This is a genomic window from Streptomyces sp. NPDC090445 (genome assembly GCF_044769385.1).
Classification (GTDB): domain Bacteria; phylum Actinomycetota; class Actinomycetes; order Streptomycetales; family Streptomycetaceae; genus Streptomyces.
On the sequence record NZ_JBIVXV010000004.1, the window covers coordinates 239,883 to 258,918 of the forward strand.

At 72.5% G+C, this 19,036-nt stretch carries 23 protein-coding genes; 14 read left to right on the forward strand and 9 right to left on the reverse strand.

Annotated elements, in window-relative coordinates; all coding sequences use genetic code 11:
- Nucleotides 1-51: 51 nt before the first annotated feature.
- Nucleotides 52-1,008 carry a LysR family transcriptional regulator gene (locus tag ACIQUT_RS11950; RefSeq protein WP_403562017.1) on the forward strand — a complete coding sequence of 319 codons (957 nt, stop codon included), beginning with the start codon at nucleotides 52-54 and terminating at the stop codon, nucleotides 1,006-1,008.
- A gap of 86 nt (nucleotides 1,009-1,094) precedes the next feature.
- Here ACIQUT_RS11950 and ACIQUT_RS11955 read toward each other — a convergent pair whose 3' ends face one another.
- Together ACIQUT_RS11955 and ACIQUT_RS11960 are read right to left on the reverse strand one after the other, a co-directional pair.
- Complete coding sequence (locus ACIQUT_RS11955; RefSeq protein ID WP_403562019.1) at nucleotides 1,095-1,463, reverse strand: cupin domain-containing protein; 369 nt, start codon at nucleotides 1,461-1,463, stop codon at nucleotides 1,095-1,097.
- 73 nt (nucleotides 1,464-1,536) lie between these two features.
- Complete coding sequence (locus tag ACIQUT_RS11960; RefSeq protein WP_403562021.1) at nucleotides 1,537-2,271, reverse strand: alpha/beta hydrolase; 735 nt, start codon at nucleotides 2,269-2,271, stop codon at nucleotides 1,537-1,539.
- A gap of 112 nt (nucleotides 2,272-2,383) precedes the next feature.
- Here ACIQUT_RS11960 and ACIQUT_RS11965 point away from each other — a divergent pair, with 112 nt between their 5' ends.
- The 3 genes from ACIQUT_RS11965 (at nucleotide 2,384) to ACIQUT_RS11975 (ending at nucleotide 4,930) form a co-directional block, all read left to right on the forward strand.
- Nucleotides 2,384-3,532 carry an adenosine deaminase gene (locus tag ACIQUT_RS11965; RefSeq protein WP_403562023.1) on the forward strand — a complete coding sequence of 383 codons (1,149 nt, stop codon included), beginning with the start codon at nucleotides 2,384-2,386 and terminating at the stop codon, nucleotides 3,530-3,532.
- A 140-nt stretch (nucleotides 3,533-3,672) separates the two neighbouring features.
- Nucleotides 3,673-3,948, forward strand: a complete 276-nt coding sequence (locus ACIQUT_RS11970) for a hypothetical protein (RefSeq protein WP_403562025.1) — start codon at nucleotides 3,673-3,675, stop codon at nucleotides 3,946-3,948.
- Between the two features lie 217 nt (nucleotides 3,949-4,165).
- The gene (locus ACIQUT_RS11975) at nucleotides 4,166-4,930 is read left to right on the forward strand and encodes a hypothetical protein (RefSeq protein WP_403562027.1); all 765 of its coding nucleotides are present in this window, start codon (nucleotides 4,166-4,168) and stop codon (nucleotides 4,928-4,930) included.
- An 85-nt stretch (nucleotides 4,931-5,015) separates the two neighbouring features.
- Here ACIQUT_RS11975 and ACIQUT_RS11980 read toward each other — a convergent pair whose 3' ends face one another.
- A complete protein-coding gene (locus ACIQUT_RS11980; protein ID WP_403562029.1) occupies nucleotides 5,016-5,216 on the reverse strand; it encodes a PspC domain-containing protein in 201 nt (66 codons plus the stop codon).
- Nucleotides 5,217-5,258: 42 nt separating this feature from the next.
- Nucleotides 5,259-5,846, reverse strand: coding sequence for a VanZ family protein (locus ACIQUT_RS11985; RefSeq protein ID WP_403562031.1), 588 nt, complete (start codon nucleotides 5,844-5,846; stop codon nucleotides 5,259-5,261).
- Nucleotides 5,847-6,135: 289 nt separating this feature from the next.
- On the opposite strand from ACIQUT_RS11985, the gene ACIQUT_RS11990 reads away from it, so the two are divergent.
- Complete coding sequence (locus ACIQUT_RS11990; RefSeq protein ID WP_403562033.1) at nucleotides 6,136-6,564, forward strand: hypothetical protein; 429 nt, start codon at nucleotides 6,136-6,138, stop codon at nucleotides 6,562-6,564.
- A gap of 29 nt (nucleotides 6,565-6,593) precedes the next feature.
- Here ACIQUT_RS11990 and ACIQUT_RS11995 read toward each other — a convergent pair whose 3' ends face one another.
- From ACIQUT_RS11995 to ACIQUT_RS12005, 3 genes are all read right to left on the reverse strand, one after another.
- Nucleotides 6,594-7,250 (reverse strand): PH domain-containing protein, encoded by a 657-nt coding sequence (locus ACIQUT_RS11995; RefSeq protein ID WP_403562035.1) that lies wholly within the window; start codon nucleotides 7,248-7,250, stop codon nucleotides 6,594-6,596.
- Nucleotides 7,251-7,275: 25 nt separating this feature from the next.
- Nucleotides 7,276-7,932, reverse strand: coding sequence for a class F sortase (locus tag ACIQUT_RS12000; protein ID WP_403562037.1), 657 nt, complete (start codon nucleotides 7,930-7,932; stop codon nucleotides 7,276-7,278).
- A gap of 247 nt (nucleotides 7,933-8,179) precedes the next feature.
- Nucleotides 8,180-8,977 carry a hypothetical protein gene (locus ACIQUT_RS12005; protein ID WP_403562039.1) on the reverse strand — a complete coding sequence of 266 codons (798 nt, stop codon included), beginning with the start codon at nucleotides 8,975-8,977 and terminating at the stop codon, nucleotides 8,180-8,182.
- A 297-nt stretch (nucleotides 8,978-9,274) separates the two neighbouring features.
- Here ACIQUT_RS12005 and deoC point away from each other — a divergent pair, with 297 nt between their 5' ends.
- From deoC to ACIQUT_RS12020, 3 genes are read left to right on the forward strand one after another with little or no spacing between them, the layout of a single operon-like run.
- Entirely contained in the window at nucleotides 9,275-10,234 is a 960-nt protein-coding gene (gene deoC, locus ACIQUT_RS12010) for a deoxyribose-phosphate aldolase (RefSeq protein WP_403562501.1), read from the forward strand.
- Between the two features lie 5 nt (nucleotides 10,235-10,239).
- Entirely contained in the window at nucleotides 10,240-11,676 is a 1,437-nt protein-coding gene (locus ACIQUT_RS12015) for an aldehyde dehydrogenase family protein (RefSeq protein ID WP_403562041.1), read from the forward strand.
- Nucleotides 11,669-12,562: an aldehyde dehydrogenase family protein gene (locus tag ACIQUT_RS12020; protein ID WP_403562043.1), complete on the forward strand. Its 894-nt coding sequence runs from the start codon at nucleotides 11,669-11,671 to the stop codon at nucleotides 12,560-12,562. The genes ACIQUT_RS12015 and ACIQUT_RS12020 overlap by 8 nt, the downstream gene beginning before the upstream one ends.
- A 131-nt stretch (nucleotides 12,563-12,693) precedes the next feature.
- Here ACIQUT_RS12020 and ACIQUT_RS12025 read toward each other — a convergent pair whose 3' ends face one another.
- Entirely contained in the window at nucleotides 12,694-13,044 is a 351-nt protein-coding gene (locus ACIQUT_RS12025; RefSeq protein WP_403562045.1) for a hypothetical protein, read from the reverse strand.
- 76 nt (nucleotides 13,045-13,120) lie between these two features.
- Between ACIQUT_RS12025 and ACIQUT_RS12030 the strand changes: the two genes are divergently transcribed.
- Nucleotides 13,121-13,804 (forward strand): uridine kinase, encoded by a 684-nt coding sequence (locus ACIQUT_RS12030; protein ID WP_403562047.1) that lies wholly within the window; start codon nucleotides 13,121-13,123, stop codon nucleotides 13,802-13,804.
- A gap of 214 nt (nucleotides 13,805-14,018) precedes the next feature.
- Here the strand turns inward: ACIQUT_RS12030 and ACIQUT_RS12035 are convergent, their stop codons facing one another.
- On the reverse strand, nucleotides 14,019-14,732 hold the full coding sequence (locus ACIQUT_RS12035; RefSeq protein WP_403562050.1) for a SigE family RNA polymerase sigma factor: 714 nt from the start codon (nucleotides 14,730-14,732) through the stop codon (nucleotides 14,019-14,021).
- Between the two features lie 193 nt (nucleotides 14,733-14,925).
- On the opposite strand from ACIQUT_RS12035, the gene afsQ1 reads away from it, so the two are divergent.
- From afsQ1 to ACIQUT_RS12060, 5 genes are all read left to right on the forward strand, one after another.
- Nucleotides 14,926-15,603: a two-component system response regulator AfsQ1 gene (gene afsQ1 / locus ACIQUT_RS12040; RefSeq protein ID WP_179177120.1), complete on the forward strand. Its 678-nt coding sequence runs from the start codon at nucleotides 14,926-14,928 to the stop codon at nucleotides 15,601-15,603.
- Nucleotides 15,501-17,090, forward strand: coding sequence for a sensor histidine kinase (locus tag ACIQUT_RS12045; protein ID WP_403562503.1), 1,590 nt, complete (start codon nucleotides 15,501-15,503; stop codon nucleotides 17,088-17,090). Before afsQ1 ends, ACIQUT_RS12045 begins: the two co-directional genes overlap by 103 nt.
- On the forward strand, nucleotides 17,071-17,712 hold the full coding sequence (locus ACIQUT_RS12050) for a hypothetical protein (RefSeq protein WP_403562052.1): 642 nt from the start codon (nucleotides 17,071-17,073) through the stop codon (nucleotides 17,710-17,712). The genes ACIQUT_RS12045 and ACIQUT_RS12050 overlap by 20 nt, the downstream gene beginning before the upstream one ends.
- A 306-nt stretch (nucleotides 17,713-18,018) precedes the next feature.
- Nucleotides 18,019-18,723: a DUF5753 domain-containing protein gene (locus ACIQUT_RS12055; RefSeq protein WP_403562054.1), complete on the forward strand. Its 705-nt coding sequence runs from the start codon at nucleotides 18,019-18,021 to the stop codon at nucleotides 18,721-18,723.
- Nucleotides 18,720-19,022, forward strand: a complete 303-nt coding sequence (locus ACIQUT_RS12060; RefSeq protein WP_403562056.1) for a DUF397 domain-containing protein — start codon at nucleotides 18,720-18,722, stop codon at nucleotides 19,020-19,022. Before ACIQUT_RS12055 ends, ACIQUT_RS12060 begins: the two co-directional genes overlap by 4 nt.
- Nucleotides 19,023-19,036 lie beyond the last annotated feature (14 nt).

Consider the following 19,036-nt stretch of genomic DNA (forward strand, 5'->3'; position numbering starts at 1 on the left):
GCGATAATCGATCCGCTGGTGCATCAGCAGAGCTCAGAGGGGTGCATGTCAATGAACCGTTACGAAGAAGACATGGCCGTGACAGCTTTGCTGGCCCCGCGGCTGGCGTACTTCGCCGCCGTCGCCCGGCACGAGCACGTCACCCGCGCCGCCCATGAGCTCGGCGTCCCGCAGTCCACCCTGTCCCGGGCCATGGTCCGCCTCGAACAGGACCTGGGCGTCGCGCTGTTCGCCCGCACGGGCCGTACCGTCGCGCTCACCACGGCCGGCCGGACCTTCCTCGCCTCGACGGAGAAGGCGCTCGCCGAGATCGCCCGCGCCGCCGGATCCGTCCAGCACGACGCCGACGCCGCCCACGGCAAAGTGGCGTTCGGCTTCCTGCACACCCTCGGCCCCGAGACGGTACCCGGCCTGATCCGCGCCTTCCGCGCCGACCACCCCGGCGTCCGCTTCTCCCTGGTCCAGAACTACGGCGAGGCGATGCTGGAGCGGCTGCGGGCCGGTGAGCTCGACCTCTGCCTGACCTCACCCCTCCCGGACGCCCCCGACCTGGTGGCCCGCAGGCTGGACGAGCAGCGGCTGCGCCTGGTCGTCCCCGACGACCACCGCCTCGCGACCCGCAAGCGCATCCGCCTCGCCGAGGCCGCCGAGGAAGCCTTCGTCACCCTGGAGCCCGGCTACGGGCTGCGCCGCATCACCGACGACCTGTGCGCCGAGGCCGGGTTCAGCCCCCGGGTCGCCTTCGAGGGCGAGGAGGCCGAGACCCTGCGCGGGCTGGTCGCGGCCGGCCTCGGCGTGGCCCTGCTGCCGCCGCCGGCGGTGCCCCGCCCGGGTGTGGTCGAGCTGACGGTGACGGCCCCGCGGGCGGTCCGCGAGATCGGCGTCGCCTGGCTCGACGGCCACCCCGACACGCCTCCGGTGGCTCAGTTCAAGCGGTTCCTGCTGTCCCGGCGCGGCCGGCTGATCCCCGAATGGCACGCACCCGCCCAGGAGACGCCCGCCTCCTGACGGCGGTCCGGCAGCGCCCCGAAGGGGGCGCGGGGAACTGCGCGATCAGCCACAACCGGGCCGCAGACGATCGAAGGCGCGCGGGTTCAGCCGCCGGCCGCCTTCGCGTAGTCGCCGAAACCGGTCCAGTCGACGGCGACGCACGGCTCGTCGCCCACGACCCAGGCGTCGTGGCCCGGCGACACCTGCATGAAGTCGCCGGGACCGTAGTCGTCGGCCTCCCCGTCGTCCATGACGACGTGCATCCGGCCGCTGACCACGTACCCCGTGTGCGCGGAGAGGCAGCTGTCGGTGCCGGCGAGCGGCTTGATGTGCTCGGACCAGCGCCAGCCCGGCTCGAACACGGCGCGGCCGACGGGCCCGCCATCGGCCTGGATGACGTCCAGTCGGCCCTTGCCGTCCGCGAACGGACGCGTCTCGTCGGCGTCGTCGAAGTTCCTGCGCACGATGGTCATGCCCCATCGCCTCCCGAACGGGTGCGGAGGTGGGCCCCGAGTCCACTTCTCACTTTAACGCCGGGGGCCCTCCTCAACCCCGCAGCGAGCGCCCGAACCCGGAGGCGAGCGGCATCCGCAGGCCCAGCGGCGGCGGGGCCGCCAGGGCGTCCGTCACGGGCCGCGAGTACCGGCCCGTGAACAGGGCCCCGAGGACGAAATCCACGGACAGCGCCACGACTTCCGCCTGGTGGTCCCGTAACCGGTGGCCGTCGGAGTGGACCTCGAAGCGGCACGTCGCCCGGTTGGCCTTCTTCGCCCGTGCCGCGAGGCGGAACGATGCCTCGGGGGCGCTGCGCGCGTCGTTCGTGCCGTGCACGATCAGCACCTGCCGGCCGGAGAGCTGCTTCACCGGTTCAGGTGTTTCCGGTCCGGCCGCCTCGTCCAGCGAAGGCGCGAGCGCCAGGACCGAGTTGACGGCCTCGTGGCCCGCGGCGAGCAGCGCCGCGCGGCCCCCCGCCGCATGGCCGGCGAGGCAGACCGGCACGTCGCCGTAGCGGCGCACCGCCTCGTCCGCAGCCCACCGGGCGTCCTCCTCCCGGAGGCCCTCCCCGCCGTACGCCACGGTGTGCGTGACCAGGCCTTCCGCCCCGCCCGCCCGGGCCAGGGCGCGGGCGAGCGGCCGTACCGGGCCGGGGGGCCACCGGGTCGCCCCGGGGAGCAGGAGGACGACCCCGCTGACCGTGGAGACCGGGCCGTGCGCGCCGGCCGCCCGCCCCAGGCGGGCCCCGCGCGCCGGGGGCGCATCATGAGACGCATCATGAGACATGGCGGAACAGTCTCAGACTGACAGGTGTACGCGACCCGTCCGTACGGTCTCTGTTGGATATCGGACGGGCGCCCTGCCACAGCTCTACGCGCGTAGGCGCTAGAGTGCGCAGATGACGAGCCAGACCACCGAACTGCCCACCCCGGAACAGATCCGCCGCGCCCCGAAGGTGCTGCTGCACGACCACCTCGACGGCGGCCTGCGCCCCGGGACGATCATCGAGCTGGCCCGCGCGGTCGGCTACGACAAGCTCCCCGAGACCGACGCCGACAAGCTGGGCGTCTGGTTCCGCGACGCCGCCGACTCCGGTTCCCTGCCGCGCTACCTGGAGACCTTCGCGCACACCTGCGCCGTCATGCAGACCAAGGAGGCGCTGTTCCGCGTCGCCGCCGAGTGCGCCGAGGACCTCGCCGAGGACGGCGTCGTCTACGCCGAGGTCCGCTACGCGCCGGAGCAGCACCTGGAGGCCGGCCTCACCCTCGAAGAGGTCGTCGAGGCCGTGAACGACGGCTTCCGCGAGGGCGAGCGCCGCGCGCGGGAGAGCGGCCACCGCATCCGCGTGGGCGCCCTGCTCACCGCGATGCGCCACGCCGCCCGCGCCCTGGAGATCGCGGAGCTGGCCAACCGCTACCGCGACAACGGCGTCGCCGGCTTCGACATCGCCGGCGCCGAGGCCGGGTTCCCTCCCACCCGCCACCTCGACGCGTTCGAGTACCTCAAGCGCGAGAACAACCACTTCACGATCCACGCGGGCGAGGCCTTCGGCCTCCCGTCGATCTGGCAGGCGCTGCAGTGGTGCGGCGCGGACCGCCTCGGCCACGGCGTGAAGATCATCGACGACATCGAGGTCGCCGAGGACGGCTCCGTGAAGCTGGGCCGGCTGGCCTCGTACGTGCGGGACAAGCGCATCCCCCTGGAGATGTGCCCGACGTCGAACCTGCAGACCGCCGCGGCCGCCTCGTACGCGGAGCACCCGATCGGCCTGCTGCGCAAGCTGCACTTCCGCCTGACGGTCAACACCGACAACCGGCTGATGAGCGGCACCAGCATGAGCCGCGAGTTCGAGCACCTGGTCGACACCTTCGGCTACACGCTCGACGACATGCAGTGGTTCACCGTCAATGCCATGAAGTCCGCGTTCATTCCTTTCGATGAACGACTGGCCATGATCAACGACGTGATCAAGCCCGGATATGCCGAGCTGAAGTCGGAATGGCTGTTCCGGCAGACCTCTTCCACCAGCGGTTCTGTTTCGGCCTAGGCCACGGCCTGACCGGAGGAAAGCGCCCGCGGGACACAATCCGCGGGCGCTTTCTCGTATTTGAGGATGTTTGCGGGCGGCGGTTTCGAGTGGCTAGGTTGCGGAGCCGCCCGATTCCCCCGTCCCAAGGACTTACCTTCATGAAGCAGTCAGCTGCCAAGACCCTCGGTGTCGCCGCCCTCGGAGCCGCCTTCGCCGCCGTCGCGGCCGGGACCGCCTCGGCCGCAGTCCCCGCCATCGGCGTCACCGACGCGCTGGGCACCGCGACCGGCGCGCTCCAGGGCCTCACCAGCCAGCAGCAGGTGAGGCCGGGCGGCCAGGACGCCAGCGACCCGGGCGCCGCGGTGACCCAGCTGACCGACACCGTCGGCCCGCTGGTCGGCGGCCTGCCGGTCGGCGCCCTCGGCGGCTCCTGACCCCCGCCCGATCCCAGCCCGATCTCCGTCCGGTCCCCGCCTGATCCACCCCGGGACCCGTGACGGTTCGTACGCGCGCACGCGGGGCGCACGCCGGTTCGACCGGGTGTGCGCCGCGCGGCGCCGTGTGCCAGGATCCCCGCCAACCGCCCGCCGACGTACGGGCGGGGGTACCGCCCGGCGGCAGCCGGGGGAGAGGTCACCGGTCATGCGCCTGATGCCCCGAAGCACGGCCCGAGCGGCCGGCGCCGCCCTGCTGCCCGCCCTCCTGCTGGGCGCCGTCGGCTGCGGTACGGACGCCCCCGCGGGCGGGAAGGCCCCGGACCCGAAGGGCTCCGCCCCGGCCGGGACACCGGCGGGCTCCCCGGACGCCGGATCCCCGTCCGGCGCCGCAGCCCCGGCGAAGACCGGCGGAACGAGGCTGGAGCGCGCCGCCCTCGCACAGGGCGACCTGCCCGGCTACCAGGTCTCGGCGCAGGCCAAGAACCCGAACGCCCCCGACGGCCAGCCCCAGGCCGATCGCAAGGCCTGCCAGCCGCTCGCCGACATCATGGGCGACGAGCCGGACCCGGCCGCGCGCGAGACCGTCAACCGCGGGATCGGCTCGCAGAGGGAGGTCGGGCTCGCCGTCTCCGCCTCCGTCAGCTCCTACGCCGAACGCAACGCGAAGGCGCTGGTCACCCGCCTCAAGGACGCGGTCGCCGCCTGCGGTACGGGCTTCACGGCCACCGTCGAGAAGCAGAGCGGCAGCTACCGCGACGTGCGGGCGACCGACTACCGGACCACCGGCGACGACGCCGTCAGCTGGACCACGACCGCCTCCGCCCAGGGCGTCTCGGCCCAGGTCCACGTGGTCGTCGTACGCCAGGGCGACACCGTCGTACGGCTGATGGCCCTCAACGTGGCGGGCGCGGGGCAGAAGGCCCAGGTTCCGCACGAGGTGACGGACAAGCAGCTGGAGAAGGTCCGCCGCACCGGCTGACCGCAGGCCCTGACCACGGGCCCTGACCACGGGCCGACGGGCCGGCGGCCCGACCGCGGGCCGGCGGAGGGTCGCCCGGGCGAGGTCACCAGGCGGCGGACGAGGGCTTCTCGTTCGGCAGCAGCAGCCACAGCGCCAGGTAGATCAGGAACTGCGGGCCGGGCAGCAGGCACGAGACGACGAATATCAGCCGCATCGTGTTCGCGGAAATTCCGAATCGGCGCGCCAGGCCGGCGCAGACGCCGCCGATCCAACGGCCGTCACGGGGGCGCGTAAGGGCGCTCATGGGGTCTCCTCTGTCGCATGCGCGGGGGTTTCCCGCGATGCCTCAATACTCCCGCGGCACCGCTGACAGAACGTCGGTCCAGGGTCCCAGCCCGACCCTGGTAATTCTCGGGGTGGATCCCTGAGGGAGCCGTGAATTCCGGGCCTGCTGCGAGCGCCGCAGCCGCGCCCGCAGCGCCGGTACGACGACCGCGTGCGCCAGCACCACGCCGAGCGTGTTCAGCAGCACCGAGTCCACGTCGGGGACCCGGCCCGGGACGGCGCTCTGCAGCATCTCGATGCCGATCGACACCAGCGCGCCCGCAGCGGCCGTCCGCGCCAGCGAGGACCACGCGGCGAGCGGCGAGGGCGCCAGGCTCCCGCCGGCCAGGGGCAGCAGGACACCGAGGGGGGCGAGTAGCGTCATGCCCTCGCCGATCCGGCGGGCGGCCGCCAGCGGCCCGCGTGCGAGATCGGCCCTGATTCCTTCGAAGGGGGTCAGGTTGGCGGCAGCAGCCCAGGGCACGTCCAGGGGGCGCAGGGTGAGCCAGCCGACGAGGAGCAGATGGGCGACCAGCAGGCCCCCGCCGAGGAGCCGGAGCCGCAGGTGTATGGCGGTGGCGGCGCGGGGGCCGACCTCATGACGCTGCACACAGGCGAGGACGCAGTGAGTGGTGGTTTCGGTTCCGAAATGCCCCGGCCGGTGGGGACTGATGAGAAGCCGATCGGATGAAAACACCGGGGCTACCGGGTTCGGCGTGGTCCTCGGCATGGTCCCGGCCGACGGCGAGAGCGGCACGAACGTCCGGCCGGCCTGCGGGATCCGAGGCGGGGGCTGGGCGGGACGTCACCCGTTCGGCCCACTGCCGGTCGCCGGGCGGGCAGGCGGACCGCACGCTCGAATGGCCCCCACCCATTCGAGCGAGAGGCGAGGTGGCGCGATGACGACCACCCCCACGCCCGCAGCCGCGGGCAAACCCGGCGCCCCACACCCCTGGGCGACCGGCGGCACGGTGCTCGCCGGCATCCTGATGGTGGTCAACGGTGTCTTCGCGATCATCGAAGGCATCTCCGCCATCGCCCAGGACGACATCTTCTACACCCGCATCGGCGACTACATCTACAAGTTCAGCCTGACCGGCTGGGGCTGGATCCACCTGATCCTCGGGATCGTGGTCCTGATCGTCGGCATCTTCCTGCTCAAGGGGGCGAACTGGGCACGGATCGCCGCCATCGTCCTGGCCTCGCTGACCGTGATCGTCCACTTCCTGTGGCTGCCCTATCAGCCGCTGTGGTCGCTCGTCGTCATCGCGGTGGCCGTGTTCATCATCTGGGCCCTGTGCACCGACAAGGAGCCCCTGGGCTGGTGAGCCGCAGCCGACGTGACCGGAAAGGCGGTCTAACGGAGGGCGAGCAGCACGATCAGGAGCACGGCTCCCACGACGGCCGGCGCGATGATCTCGTACGACCAGCGCACGCGCACACTGCCCTGCGCCCCGGCCCGCGAGGCACCGCGCTCGGCCAGCTCGCGCAGCTCATCCACCACCTGGTCCGCGTGCGCCCGCTGCGGTTCGGCGGGCGCCGCGGCGCCGTCCGTCCCGCCGGCGTCCTTGCCCCGACCTGTCATCCCCTTGCCGGAGAGCCCGCCGCGGCGGCTGAGCTGCTGCCGGTTCGCCTTCTTCCGCTCCCGCAGCGAGACGGGCACCGACCACAGCTGGTACTTCGCCCCCTCGGCCAGCACCTCGGCGGAGTACCCGGCCCGGACCGCGTCCACGGCGCCCCACGGCAGCTCGATGACCCGGAAGGGGTTGCGCACCCGCATCCGGTTCTCGTTGGCGAAGACGGCCGGGCGGATGGTGAACGCCACCGTCAGCGGCACGGCGCCCAGGGCGATCGCCGCGGCGAACCAGCGGGCGCCGCCCGATCCGCGCACCAGGGCGTCCCCGCACAGCCATGCGATCAGGGCCAGCAGCAGGACCCCTGTGACCACGGCCATGGGGGAGCGGTAGACCCGGTCGTCGTAGACCGGCTCGTCATCGGGCTGCTGGCTGCTCATGCGCCCGATTCTGCCTCACCGCGTCTCAGCCCACGAGATCGGCGTACAGGATGATGTTGTCGGGGCGGTGGCCGTCGGTGAGCTCCCCGCCGCAGGTGATCAGCCGCAGTTCCGGGCCGGCGGTGTTCCCGTAGACCTTGGCGGTCGGGAAGCTCTTCTTGCCGACCTGCTCCAGCTCCCGGACGCGGAAGACGGCGGCCTTGCCGTCCGCCCGGTCCACGGTGATCTCGTCGCCGGTGCGGATCCGCGACACGTTGCGCAGGACGGCCGGGCCGCGGGCGGTGTCGAAGTGCCCGATCAGCACCGCCGGGCCGGTCTGCCCGGGCGTGACGCCCTTGGTGTACCAGCCGATCCGGTCCGCCTCGGCGACGGAGGGCACCTCGATCGTGCCGTCGGCTTCCAGTCCCAGCGCGAGCAGCGGTCCGGTGTCCACGCCGGCCGCCGGGATCCGCACCCGGACCGGCTCGGAGGCGGGCAGGGCGGCCGCAGGCGGCCCGGCAGCAGGGGTGCCGCCGTCGGCGGAGGCCGCGGGCGCGGGCGCCGCCGACGCCGCCGCGATGTGCGGCGGGGGCGTGGCCGGGGCGGCCGGGGCGCCGGCGCAGCCGGTCAGCGCGGCCAGGCAGAGCAGGGCGGCCGGCCCGAGGAGGGCGGCGGCGCGCGGCGGGCGCGGGCGGTGGGCCATGGGGGTGCTCCGGGAAACGGCCCGGCGGGCCGCCACTGGGGCGGCCCGCCGGATGGGGTGTGGGTGGTGCGGTGTGGCCTGAGGAGGGCCGGGACGTTCTGAAGTGGTGCCGGTGGTGCCAGTGGTGCTGGTGGTGCCGTTGTTGTGAGGCGGTGCGGGTGATGCGGGTGATGCGGGTGGTGCGGGGAGGCGCGCGGGGCGTGCCTCCCGTCCGGTGGGCCGGCCGGGAGGCCGGCCGGCGTGTGGGTCAGGCGCGGTCGCGGGCGGCGCGGCTGCGGGCGATCCGGGCCGCGCCGAGCGCGGCGAGGATCGCGATCAGGCCGCCGCCGGCAGCCAGGGTGGTGCTGTTGTCGGTGTCCTCGGCGGAGATCTCGGCGCCCGCGGCGACCGCGCCCTGCGGCACGACCACCGTCTGCGCAACCGTCTGCGGCTTCACGTCGGCGCCGAGCACGACCGCGCCGTCGTTGCGGTCCGTGACCGTCGACGTCGGGGCCGTCGGGGCCGTCGGGGCCGTCGGGGTCTTCGGGGTCTTCGGGGCCTCGGGGGCTTCGGGGGACTTCGGGTTTTCCGGGGCCGGTTTGGCGGGGGCCTCCGGGGCCGCCGCCGGCGCCTCCGGGGTTCCGGCCTTCGGCAGCGGGTACGACGCGGTGGCCCCGTCCTTGGTGACGGTCAGCACCGGGGCGGAGGTGTCCGCCCCGGTGAGGGAGAGGAGCAGCCCGTTCGCGGTGTCGCTGAGGTGGGTCCGGTTCAGGACCGTGAGCAGGTGGGCCATGTAGGCGTCGCCGGGCTTCCACTGCGAGCCCGCGAACCGGATCCAGGCCTCGGGGCCCTCCGCCTTGTTCCGCAGCACGGCGACCAGACCCCCGCCGATGTAGACGGGCTCGCCCGCGTACCGGTCGTTGTCCGAGACGGTTCCGTACACCGAGGTCGCACCGTGTGCGCCGGCCGGGGCGGCGAACGCGCCGGCCGCGCCGGCCGCGGCGGGGGCCAGCAGCGCCCCGGCGAGGGCGGCGGTGACGATCGAGGTACGGACGGCGGTACGCATAACGACTCCTGGAAGCTGTGTCGCGGAGAGGTGGGAGAGTCGCATGCCGCGGTTTCTCTGTCGGGCTGTGAACCGGTGAGTTCTGGCGGGCTGCTGAAAAGAAATCTACGGATCTTGTGCAGCCGGAGCGTGGGATTCCTGTCATGGCCGTGTAACGGCTGTGACCAGCACATTCCGCTTCCGGCCCGCGGTCGCGCCCGGCACCCCTCCCCGCCCGAATGGGCCCCTCTCCGCACAGATGTGCACCGGAGGGGGGTGACAGGCCGCTACGCGCGTAGATATGCTCGTGTGGTGACCATGCCCACCACCCCCGCATTCGCCGACGTGACGACGTCCGACAGTGCGCTGCGCCGGTTCCTGCACGGGCTGCCCGGCGTGGACGCCGTCGGCCTGGAGGCCCGCGCGGCCGCCCTCGGTACCCGTTCGATCAAGACCTCGGCCAAGGCGTACGCCATTGACCTGGCCATCTCGATGATCGACCTGACCACGCTCGAGGGTGCCGACACCCCGGGCAAGGTCCGGTCGCTCGCCGCCAAGGCCGTCCACCCCGACCCCATCGACCGTACGACGCCCATGACCGCCGCGGTCTGCGTCTACCCGGACATGGTGGCCACCGCCAAGGCCGCGCTGCACGGCGCCGACGTGAAGGTCGCGTCCGTCGCCACCGCCTTCCCCGCCGGCCGCGCCGCGCTGCCGGTCAAGCTCGCCGACACCCGTGACGCCGTCGCCGCCGGCGCCGACGAGATCGACATGGTCATCGACCGTGGCGCCTTCCTCGCCGGCCGCTACCTGGAGACGTACGAGCTGATCAAGGCCGTCAAGGAGGCCTGCGTCCGCCCGGACGGCACGGCCGCCCGCCTCAAGGTCATCTTCGAGACCGGCGAGCTGTCGACGTACGACAACATCCGCCGCGCCTCCTGGATCGGCATGCTCGCGGGCGCCGACTTCATCAAGACCTCCACCGGCAAGGTCGGCGTCAATGCCACCCCCGCCAACACGCTGCTCATGCTCGAAGCCGTCCGCGACTTCAAGGCGCAGACCGGCATCCAGATCGGCGTGAAGCCGGCCGGCGGCATCCGCACCACCAAGGACGCCATCAAGTTCCTGGTCCTGGTCAACGAGACCGCGGGCGCGGACTGGCTGACCAACGAGTGGTTCCGCTTCGGCGCCTCCAGCCTGCTCAACGACCTGCTGATGCAGCGCCAGAAGCTGAGCACCGGCCGTTACTCCGGTCCCGACTACGTGACGGTGGACTGATCACCATGGCATCTGTATTCGAGTACGCCCCGGCTCCCGAGTCCCGCTCGGTCGTCGACATCGCCCCCTCGTACGGCCTCTTCATCGACGGTGAGTTCACCGACGCCGCCGACGGCAAGGTCTTCAAGACCGTCTCGCCGTCCACCGAGGAGGTCCTCGCCGAGGTCGCCGAGGCGGGCGCCGCGGACGTCGACCGCGCCGTCAAGGCCGCCCGCAAGGCCTTCGAGAAGTGGTCCGTGCTGCCCGGCTCCGAGCGCGCCAAGTACCTCTTCCGCATCGCCCGGATCATCCAGGAGCGCAGCCGCGAGCTGGCCGTCCTGGAGACCCTCGACAACGGCAAGCCGATCAAGGAGACCCGCGACGCGGACCTCCCGCTGGTCGCCGCGCACTTCTTCTACTACGCGGGCTGGGCCGACAAGCTCGACCACGCCGGCTACGGCGCGAACCCGCGCCCGCTGGGCGTCGCCGGCCAGGTCATCCCGTGGAACTTCCCGCTGCTGATGCTGGCGTGGAAGATCGCCCCGGCGCTGGCCGCCGGCAACACCGTGGTCCTCAAGCCCGCCGAGACGACCCCGCTGTCCGCCCTGTTCTTCGCGGACATCTGCCGTCAGGCGGGCCTGCCCAAGGGTGTCGTCAACATCGTCCCCGGCTACGGGGACGCGGGTGCGGCCCTCGTCGCCCACCCGGACGTCAACAAGGTGGCCTTCACCGGCTCCACCGCCGTGGGCAAGGAGATCGCCCGCACGGTCGCCGGCACGGACAAGAAGCTCACCCTGGAGCTGGGCGGCAAGGGCGCCAACATCGTCTTCGACGACGCCCCCATCGACCAGGCCGTCGAGGGCATCGTCACCGGCATCTTCTTCAACCAGGGCCAGGTCTGCTGCGCCGGCTCCCGCCTGCTGGTCCAGGAGTCGATCCACGACGAGCTGCTGGACTCCCTCAAGCGCCGCCTGAGCACCCTGCGCCTGGGCGACCCGCTCGACAAGAACACCGACATCGGCGCGATCAACTCCGCCGAGCAGCTCGCCCGGATCACCGCCCTCGCGGACACCGGCGAGGCCGAGGGTGCCGAGCGCTGGTCCCCGGCGTGCGAGCTGCCGTCCGCCGGCTACTGGTTCGCCCCGACGCTCTTCACGAACGTCAGCCAGGCGCACACCATCGCCCGCGACGAGATCTTCGGCCCGGTGCTGTCCGTGCTGACCTTCCGCACGCCGGACGAGGCCGTGGCCAAGGCCAACAACAGCCAGTACGGTCTGTCCGCCGGCATCTGGACGGAGAAGGGCTCGCGCATCCTCGCGGTCGCGAACAAGCTCCGCGCCGGTGTCGTCTGGGCCAACACGTTCAACAAGTTCGACCCGACCTCGCCCTTCGGCGGCTACAAGGAGTCGGGCTTCGGCCGCGAGGGCGGCCGCCATGGCCTGGAGGCTTACCTCGATGTCTGAGCAGAACCGTCTGAGCGTCTTCAAGACCTACAAGCTGTACGTCGGGGGCAAGTTCCCCCGCTCCGAGAGCGGCCGGGTGTACGAGGTGAGCGACTCCAAGGGCAACTGGCTGGCCAACGCCCCGCTGTCCTCCCGCAAGGACGCCCGTGACGCGGTCGTCGCGGCCCGCAAGGCCTTCGGCGGCTGGTCCGGCGCGACCGCCTACAACCGCGGCCAGATCCTCTACCGCATCGCCGAGATGCTGGAGGGCCGCCGCGAGCAGTTCGTCCGCGAGGTCGGCGAGGCCGAGGGGCTGTCGAAGTCCAAGGCCGCCGCGGTCGTGGACGCGGCCATCGACCGCTGGGTCTGGTACGCGGGCTGGACCGACAAGATCGGGCAGGTCGTGGGCGGGGCCAACCCGGTCGCGGGCCCGTACTTCAACCTCTCCACCCCCGAGCCGACCGGTGTCGTCACGGTCATCGCCCCGCAGGCCTCGTCCTTCCTGGGCCTGGTCTCCGTGATCGCCCCGGTGATCGCGACGGGCAACACCGCCGTCGTCATCGCCAGCGAGAAGGCCCCGCTGCCGGCGCTGTCCCTGGGCGAGGTGCTGGCCACCTCCGACCTGCCGGGCGGCGTCGTCAACATCCTGTCCGGCAAGGCGTCCGAGATGGGCCCGCACCTGGCGGCCCACCAGGACGTCAACGCGATCGACCTGGCGGGTGCCGACGCGGCCCTCGCCAAGGAGCTGGAGATCGCCGCCGCCGACAACCTGAAGCGCGTCCTGCGTCCACAGCCTGTGGACGACTGGACCGGCGACCAGGGCACGGCCCGCATGACGGCGTTCCTGGAGACCAAGACGGTCTGGCACCCCACGGGCTCGCTCGGCGCGTCCGGCTCCGCCTACTGAGGCAGCCCCACGAACCGACCCCGGCAGCAACCCCCGTGCTGCCGGGGTCGCCGCCTTTTTCGGGCTCGGTTCGCCTCCGGGGGCGCACTCGCCGGCGGGGGCTTCGGGCCGGGCGAAAGCCGGGGCCGGGCCTACTTGCCGCCGGTCAGGGGGCCGAGGAGGGAGCCCGCGGCTGCGTCGGGGAGTTCGGCGACCGACGGGCCCTGGGTGAGGGCGCCGGTGACCATGCCGGTGCCGACCGACGGGAAGTCCGCCACCTTCGTGGCGATGCCGTTGTCCAGCGGGTCCACGCCCGTCCGGGCGAGCGGGTTCACCTTGAGGTTCGCGATCGGGTCGACGACCCCGGCGACGGCCGCCGGAACGGACAGCTCGCCCGCCTGGGCGCCGCCCGCGGCCATCGCGAGGGCCGCGCCGGCCATGGAGACCGTGAGGCCCGCGGAGCGCAGTGCGGAGGAGGTACCGGGGGCTGCGTGACGTGCCATGGGGATCCCTTGTGGTCGTGTTCGCGTGTGCACGCAGCGTAGTGGAGGTGTGATCCTCGATACCAACGGGCACCGGATGGCATCCCACGCGCGGGGGAATGCGTCAGACTGGTGTTCCGTGAGCGCCTCCTCTCCTTTGCCTACGCGTGTCGTCCTGTTGACCGGACCTTCAGGTTCCGGAAAGTCCTCGCTGGCCGCCCGTTCCGGGCTGCCGGTCCTGCGCCTGGACGACTTCTACAAGGAGGGCGACGACCCGACCCTCCCCCTGGTCGAGGGAAGCTCCGACATCGACTGGGACTCCCCGCTGTCGTGGGACGCCGACGTCGCCGTCGAGTCCATCGCGCAGCTGTGCCGCACCGGCCGCACCGAGGTCCCCGTCTACGACATCGCCACCTCGTCGCGGACCGGCACGGAGACCTTCGACATCTCCCGGACCCCGCTGTTCATCGCCGAGGGGATCTTCGCGGCCGACATCGCGGCCCGCTGCCAGGAGCTCGGGCTGCTCGCCGACGCCCTCTGCCTGCGCGGCCGCCCGTCCACCACGTTCCGCCGCCGCCTGCTGCGCGATCTGCGCGAGGGCCGCAAGTCGGTGCTGTTCCTGCTGCGGCGCGGCCTGCGCCTGATGCGGGCCGAGCGGGGCATCGTCGCCCGGCACGTCGCCCTCGGCGCCCACCCCTGCGACCGGGACGAGGCCCTGGGCCGCCTCGCGGCCGCGGCCGCCGGCCGCCACCGCTCGCCGAGCGCCACCGCCGCGGTCTGAGCGCCCCCGAAGGGGCGCGGGGACCCGCGCGGCCGGCCGCAGACGGGCCCGCAGCCGAAAACAAACCCGCAGACGGGCCCGCAGGCGAAAACAAAAAGGTGCGCGGGATCAGTCGGACCCCCGACCGACTGATCCCGCGCATTCCCCCCATGGCCACCGCCCCACCCCCGTAGGACGGCCCCCCGGCCATTGGCTCTGTGATGGGCTCCGCGTGTTACGCGACGAGCTCCTCGAAGGACTCCGCCTCGTCGCGGCCGAAGCTCAGCGCCTCGTCGTCCCGCAGGCGGCGCAGCGAGCGCCAGATGCTCGACTTCACCGTGCCGACGCTGATCCCGAGGATCTCCGCGATCTCCGGGTCCGTCCGGCCCTCGTAGTAGCGGAGCACCAGCATCGTGCGCTGCGGCTCCGGGATCCGGGCCAGCGCCTGCCACAGCACCGCGCGCAGCTCCGTGCCGCGCATGGCGTCCGTGTCGGTCGCCGTCTCCGGCAGCTCCTCCGTCGGGTACTCGTTCAGCTTGCGCCGGCGCCAGGCGCTGATGTGCAGGTTCGTCATCGTGCGCCGCAGGTAGCCGCCGACGGCCGCCTTGTCGCTGATCCGGTCCCAGGCCCGGTACGTGGAGAACAGCGCGCTCTGCAGCAGGTCCTCGGCCTCGTACCGGTCGCCGGTCAGGTGGAAGGCCGTCGCGTACAGCGCGGCGCGCCGCTCCCGGACGTACGCCGTGAACTCCGCCTCCGAGTCGGAGGACAGCCGCGGCTCGGGCAGCGCAGCCGGAACCGGGACGGCCGGCCGGTACGTCTTCGCGTCGATGGCCACCGTGTGCGCCTGCCGGGGACGGGCGACCGTCACCGAACGGGCGCCTGCCCGGCGGCTCACATCGTGCAGCCGCGTGACAACCGCGCTGGTGGTGGTGCTGTGCAGCGTGTTCATCCCGCGCCCCCCGTCGTGGAGTCTGCTTTCGGTTTCTGGTTTCCGCGTCCTGCTCGGTGCGTTGGTTAAAGACTGCACGGCGGACTTAACCGGGGTGTCCGTCGACTGTCACAGGCCTGTCACAGCCACCCTGGCGAGAACGCCTCGTGCCCGACGGTCGAACTACCAACCGCACATGGGACAGAATGTGGCCGTGCCTTTCCTGTTGCTGATCGAGGACGACGACGCCATCCGCACGGCCCTCGAACTCTCCCTGACCCGCCAGGGCCACCGTGTGGCCACCGCGGCGACGGGCGAGGACGGCCTGAAGCTGCTCCGCGAGCAGCGGCCGGACCTGATCGTGCTGGACGTGATGCTGCCCGGGATCGACGGCTTCGAGGTGTGCCGGCGGATCCGCCGCACCGACCAGCTGCCGATCATCCTGCTCACCGCGCGCAGCGATGACATCGACGTGGTGGTCGGCCTGGAGTCCGGCGCCGACGACTACGTCGTCAAGCCGGTCCAGGGCCGGGTGCTCGACGCCCGGATCCGGGCCGTGCTGCGCCGCGGCGAGCGCGAGGCCAACGACTCCGCCGTCTTCGGGTCCCTGGTCATCGACCGGGCCGCGATGACGGTGACGAAGAACGGCGAGGACCTCCAGCTGACGCCGACCGAGCTGCGGCTGCTGCTGGAGCTCAGCCGCCGGCCCGGGCAGGCCCTGTCGCGGCAGCAGCTGCTGCGGCTGGTCTGGGAGCACGACTACCTCGGCGACTCGCGGCTCGTGGACGCCTGCGTCCAGCGGCTGCGCGCCAAGGTCGAGGAAGTGCCCTCCTCACCCACCCTCATCCGCACCGTACGGGGTGTCGGCTACCGCCTGGACTCCCCGCAGTGATCAAGGCTCTGTTCGCGGGCCGACGCTGGACCAGCCTGCGGCTGCGGCTCCTCATGGTGTTCTCCCTCGTCGCGCTGGCGGCCGCGGTGTCCGCGTCCGGCATCGCCTACTGGCTCAACCGCGAGGCGGTGCTCACCCGTACCCAGGACGCGGCCCTCGGCGACTTCCGGCAGGAGATGCAGCTGCGGGCGGCCGCCCTGCCCGCCGACCCCACCCCCGAGGAACTCCAGCGCACCGCCGACCTGATGGCGGGCAGCAGCCCCGGGTACAGCGTGCTGCTCGTGGACGAACGCGCCGACCACCGCATGGTGTTCGGCGCCGCAGGCCCCGACTCCTTCCGGCTGGAGGACGTCCCCGAGAGCCTCCAGCGGGCCGTCAACGACCGGCAGAAGCCGACCGCGGCGAGCGGATCCGAGTACCACATGTACTGGCAGCGCACGAAGCCGAACGGCAACCCGTACCTGGTCGGCGGCACCCGGATCGTCGGCGGAGGCCCCACCGGCTACATGTACAAGTCCCTCGCCCAGGAGCGCGACGACCTCAACGCGCTCGGCTGGTCCCTGACCATCGCGACCGGGCTCGCCCTGCTCGGCTCCGCGCTCCTCGCCCAGGCCGCGGCCCGTACGGTCCTCAGGCCCGTCCAGCGGCTCGGCGAGGCCGCCCGCCGCCTCGGCGAGGGCGAGCTCGACCACCGGCTCGACGTCTCCGGCACCGACGAACTCGCCGACCTGTCACGGACCTTCAACCGGACCGCGGAGGCCCTGGAGAAGAAGGTCGCCGACATGAGCGCGCGCGAGGAGGCCAGCCGCCGCTTCGTCGCCGACATGTCGCACGAGCTGCGCACGCCGCTCACGGCCCTCACGGCGGTCGCCGAGGTGCTGGAGGAGGAGATCGACGACCTCGACCCGATGATCGCGCCCGCCGTCACGCTGGTCGTCAGCGAGACGCGGCGGCTGAACGACCTGGTGGAGAACCTGATGGAGGTCACCCGCTTCGACGCGGGGACGGCCCGACTCGTCCTGGACGACGTCGACGTCGCCGACCAGGTCACCGCCTGCATCGACGCCCGGGCCTGGCTCGACGCGGTCGAACTCGACGCCGAGCGCGGCATCGTGGCCCGCCTCGACCCGCGCCGCCTCGACGTCATCCTCGCCAACCTCATCGGCAACGCCCTCAAGCACGGCGGCTCGCCGGTGCGGGTCTCGGTGCGCGTCGACGGCGAATGGCTCGTCATCGCCGTACGGGACAACGGGCCGGGCATCCCCGAAGAGGTGCTGCCGCACGTCTTCGACCGCTTCTACAAGGCCAGCGCCTCCCGCCCGAAGTCGGACGGCAGCGGCCTCGGCCTGTCCATCGCCGTGGAGAACGCGCACATCCACGGCGGCGAGATCACCGCGGCGAACGCCGAGGGCGGCGGCGCGCTGTTCACGCTGCGGCTGCCGGTGGACGTGGGGAAGGTGATCGCCGGTGGCGACGAGAACGCGTAGGGCGGCCGCCGCGGCCGCGGTGCTGTGGGGCCTCGCGTCCCTCACGGCCGGCTGCGGCATCCGGGCCACGACCGTGCCGGTCGACGTCGGCCCGGCGCCCTCCCGGGTGTCCTGCGACATACCGGCCCAGCAGGGCAGCGCACAGGGCTTCCGGGCCACCGTGGAGCTGGTGTGCGGCTCGCAGCTGGTCGGCGTCGAGCGGGTCGTCCCCATAGCCGAGAAGAAGCCGACGGGCGCCCCCGCGCTGCTGGCGGCCGAGGCGCTGCTGGAAGCCCTGGAGCGGGAGCCCTCACAGGAGGAGCGCGACGCGGGCTTCACCAGCGTCGTCCCGGGCGGGCTGACCGTCGCCCCGACCCGGCCGGGCGACCCGGCGGGAACGGTCCGGCTCAGCAAGAAGCCGGAAGACCTGCTGCCGGTGGCCCTGGCCCAGGTGGTGTGCACCCTCGCGGGCAGCGAGACCGTGTCGGCCGGCCCCGGGCCGGTGGTCCTCGGCGGGCCGGACGCGGACCCGCCGCGCGCCTGGGAGTGCACGGACACGGTCCGCTCCCGCCCGGAGTCGGTGCCGACGCTGGGCGAACTGGTCCGCTCGGTCCCGAGCCCGACGCCCGCGCCGTCCGGCTGAGCGCGCAGTTCCCCCCGCCCCTTCGGGGCGCTGCCGAACCGCCGTCGGCTTTGCGCGGCCGCCCAGTCCGGTCGCAGGCCCGTTCGAGATATAACCCGGCAGGGTAGTGCGCCGACCCGTACTCATCGATGAGTACGGGTCGGCGCGGGTGTGAGGCGTGGGCTTGGGTGGCAGTGCACGCGTATGCCACCGAGGAAGAGGCCGCCCCGGCCCAACGCCACCGCGATGAAGATGATCGGCTAACAGGTCGCCACCGGCCGGATCGCCAAGAAGCTCACCCAGAGCGGACTCGCCGACCTGGTCAACATGGACACGGAGACCATCGCCTCCATCGAGCAGGGCCGGCGCGTCCTGATGCCCGACGTTGCCGAGCGGATGGACCGGGCCCTCGGACTCCCCGGAATGCTCGCCGTCGCCGCCCTGCGGATGCCGGAGGTCGACATGATCCCGGCCTGGGCCGAGGAGTACTTCGAGCGGGAGCGCGAAGCCCTCGCGCTGTCCTGGTTCGACACGGTGATCGTGCCTGGCCTGCTTCAGACCGAGGCCTACGCCCGCGCGGTACTCGCCTGCCGCGTCCCGTACGTGGGGGAGGTGAAGGTCGAGCTCCAGACGGCGCGGCGGATGAAGCGTCAAGAGATACTGCGTCGGCCCGTGCCGCCGACCTTGTCGTTCGTCATCTGGGAGCCAGCTCTTCGGGACCGGATCGGTGGGGACGAGGTGTATCGGGAGCAGATTCGGCATCTGCGGGCGTGTGCGGACCTGCCGTCCCTGTCGGTTCAGGTGCTGCCGCTGGGGATCACCACCCACGCCGGGCTCGACGGCCCCTTCACCCTCCTGGAGACGCCCGAGTTCCAGCACCTCGCCTACTCCGAGACCCAGCGTGGCAGCCTCCTCGTACGCGACCCGAACGAGGTCAGCATCCTCACGCAGAAGTATGCGATGCTGCGGTCCCAGGCCCTCAACGTGACAGCGACCAAGGGCCTGTTGGACCGGCTGCTAGGAGATTCATGAGCACCGAACTCGTGTGGTTCAAGTCCAGCTACAGCGGCAGCGAGGGAGGCCAGTGCCTCGAAGTCGCCTACGACTGGCGGAAGTCCAGCCACAGCGGCAGCGAGGGCGGGGCCTGTGTCGAGGTCTCCGCCCCCTGGCGCATCTCCAGTCACAGCAGCGACGAAGGCGGCCAGTGCGTCGAGGTGGCCGCCTGCCCCCACGTCGTCCACGTCCGGGACTCCAAGGTCGAGGGCGGCCCGATCCTCGACCTCGCCCCCGCCTCCTGGTCCGCCCTCACCGGCTGGCTGCAGGCGGCCTGACGAACGCCGACGGG

Coding starts and splice junctions, on each gene's coding strand:
- ACIQUT_RS11950 (WP_403562017.1), top strand. CDS start 52: ATGAACCGTTACGAAGAAGACATGGCCGTGACAGCTTTGCTGGCCCCG.
- ACIQUT_RS11955 (WP_403562019.1), bottom strand. CDS start 1,463: ATGACCATCGTGCGCAGGAACTTCGACGACGCCGACGAGACGCGTCCG.
- ACIQUT_RS11960 (WP_403562021.1), bottom strand. CDS start 2,271: ATGTCTCATGATGCGTCTCATGATGCGCCCCCGGCGCGCGGGGCCCGC.
- ACIQUT_RS11965 (WP_403562023.1), top strand. CDS start 2,384: ATGACGAGCCAGACCACCGAACTGCCCACCCCGGAACAGATCCGCCGC.
- ACIQUT_RS11970 (WP_403562025.1), top strand. CDS start 3,673: ATGAAGCAGTCAGCTGCCAAGACCCTCGGTGTCGCCGCCCTCGGAGCC.
- ACIQUT_RS11975 (WP_403562027.1), top strand. CDS start 4,166: ATGCCCCGAAGCACGGCCCGAGCGGCCGGCGCCGCCCTGCTGCCCGCC.
- ACIQUT_RS11980 (WP_403562029.1), bottom strand. CDS start 5,216: ATGAGCGCCCTTACGCGCCCCCGTGACGGCCGTTGGATCGGCGGCGTC.
- ACIQUT_RS11990 (WP_403562033.1), top strand. CDS start 6,136: ATGACGACCACCCCCACGCCCGCAGCCGCGGGCAAACCCGGCGCCCCA.
- ACIQUT_RS11995 (WP_403562035.1), bottom strand. CDS start 7,250: ATGAGCAGCCAGCAGCCCGATGACGAGCCGGTCTACGACGACCGGGTC.
- ACIQUT_RS12000 (WP_403562037.1), bottom strand. CDS start 7,932: ATGGCCCACCGCCCGCGCCCGCCGCGCGCCGCCGCCCTCCTCGGGCCG.
- ACIQUT_RS12005 (WP_403562039.1), bottom strand. CDS start 8,977: ATGCGTACCGCCGTCCGTACCTCGATCGTCACCGCCGCCCTCGCCGGG.
- deoC (WP_403562501.1), top strand. CDS start 9,275: ATGCCCACCACCCCCGCATTCGCCGACGTGACGACGTCCGACAGTGCG.
- ACIQUT_RS12015 (WP_403562041.1), top strand. CDS start 10,240: ATGGCATCTGTATTCGAGTACGCCCCGGCTCCCGAGTCCCGCTCGGTC.
- ACIQUT_RS12020 (WP_403562043.1), top strand. CDS start 11,669: ATGTCTGAGCAGAACCGTCTGAGCGTCTTCAAGACCTACAAGCTGTAC.
- ACIQUT_RS12025 (WP_403562045.1), bottom strand. CDS start 13,044: ATGGCACGTCACGCAGCCCCCGGTACCTCCTCCGCACTGCGCTCCGCG.
- ACIQUT_RS12030 (WP_403562047.1), top strand. CDS start 13,121: ATGGCATCCCACGCGCGGGGGAATGCGTCAGACTGGTGTTCCGTGAGC.
- ACIQUT_RS12035 (WP_403562050.1), bottom strand. CDS start 14,732: ATGAACACGCTGCACAGCACCACCACCAGCGCGGTTGTCACGCGGCTG.
- ACIQUT_RS12055 (WP_403562054.1), top strand. CDS start 18,019: ATGGACACGGAGACCATCGCCTCCATCGAGCAGGGCCGGCGCGTCCTG.
- ACIQUT_RS12060 (WP_403562056.1), top strand. CDS start 18,720: ATGAGCACCGAACTCGTGTGGTTCAAGTCCAGCTACAGCGGCAGCGAG.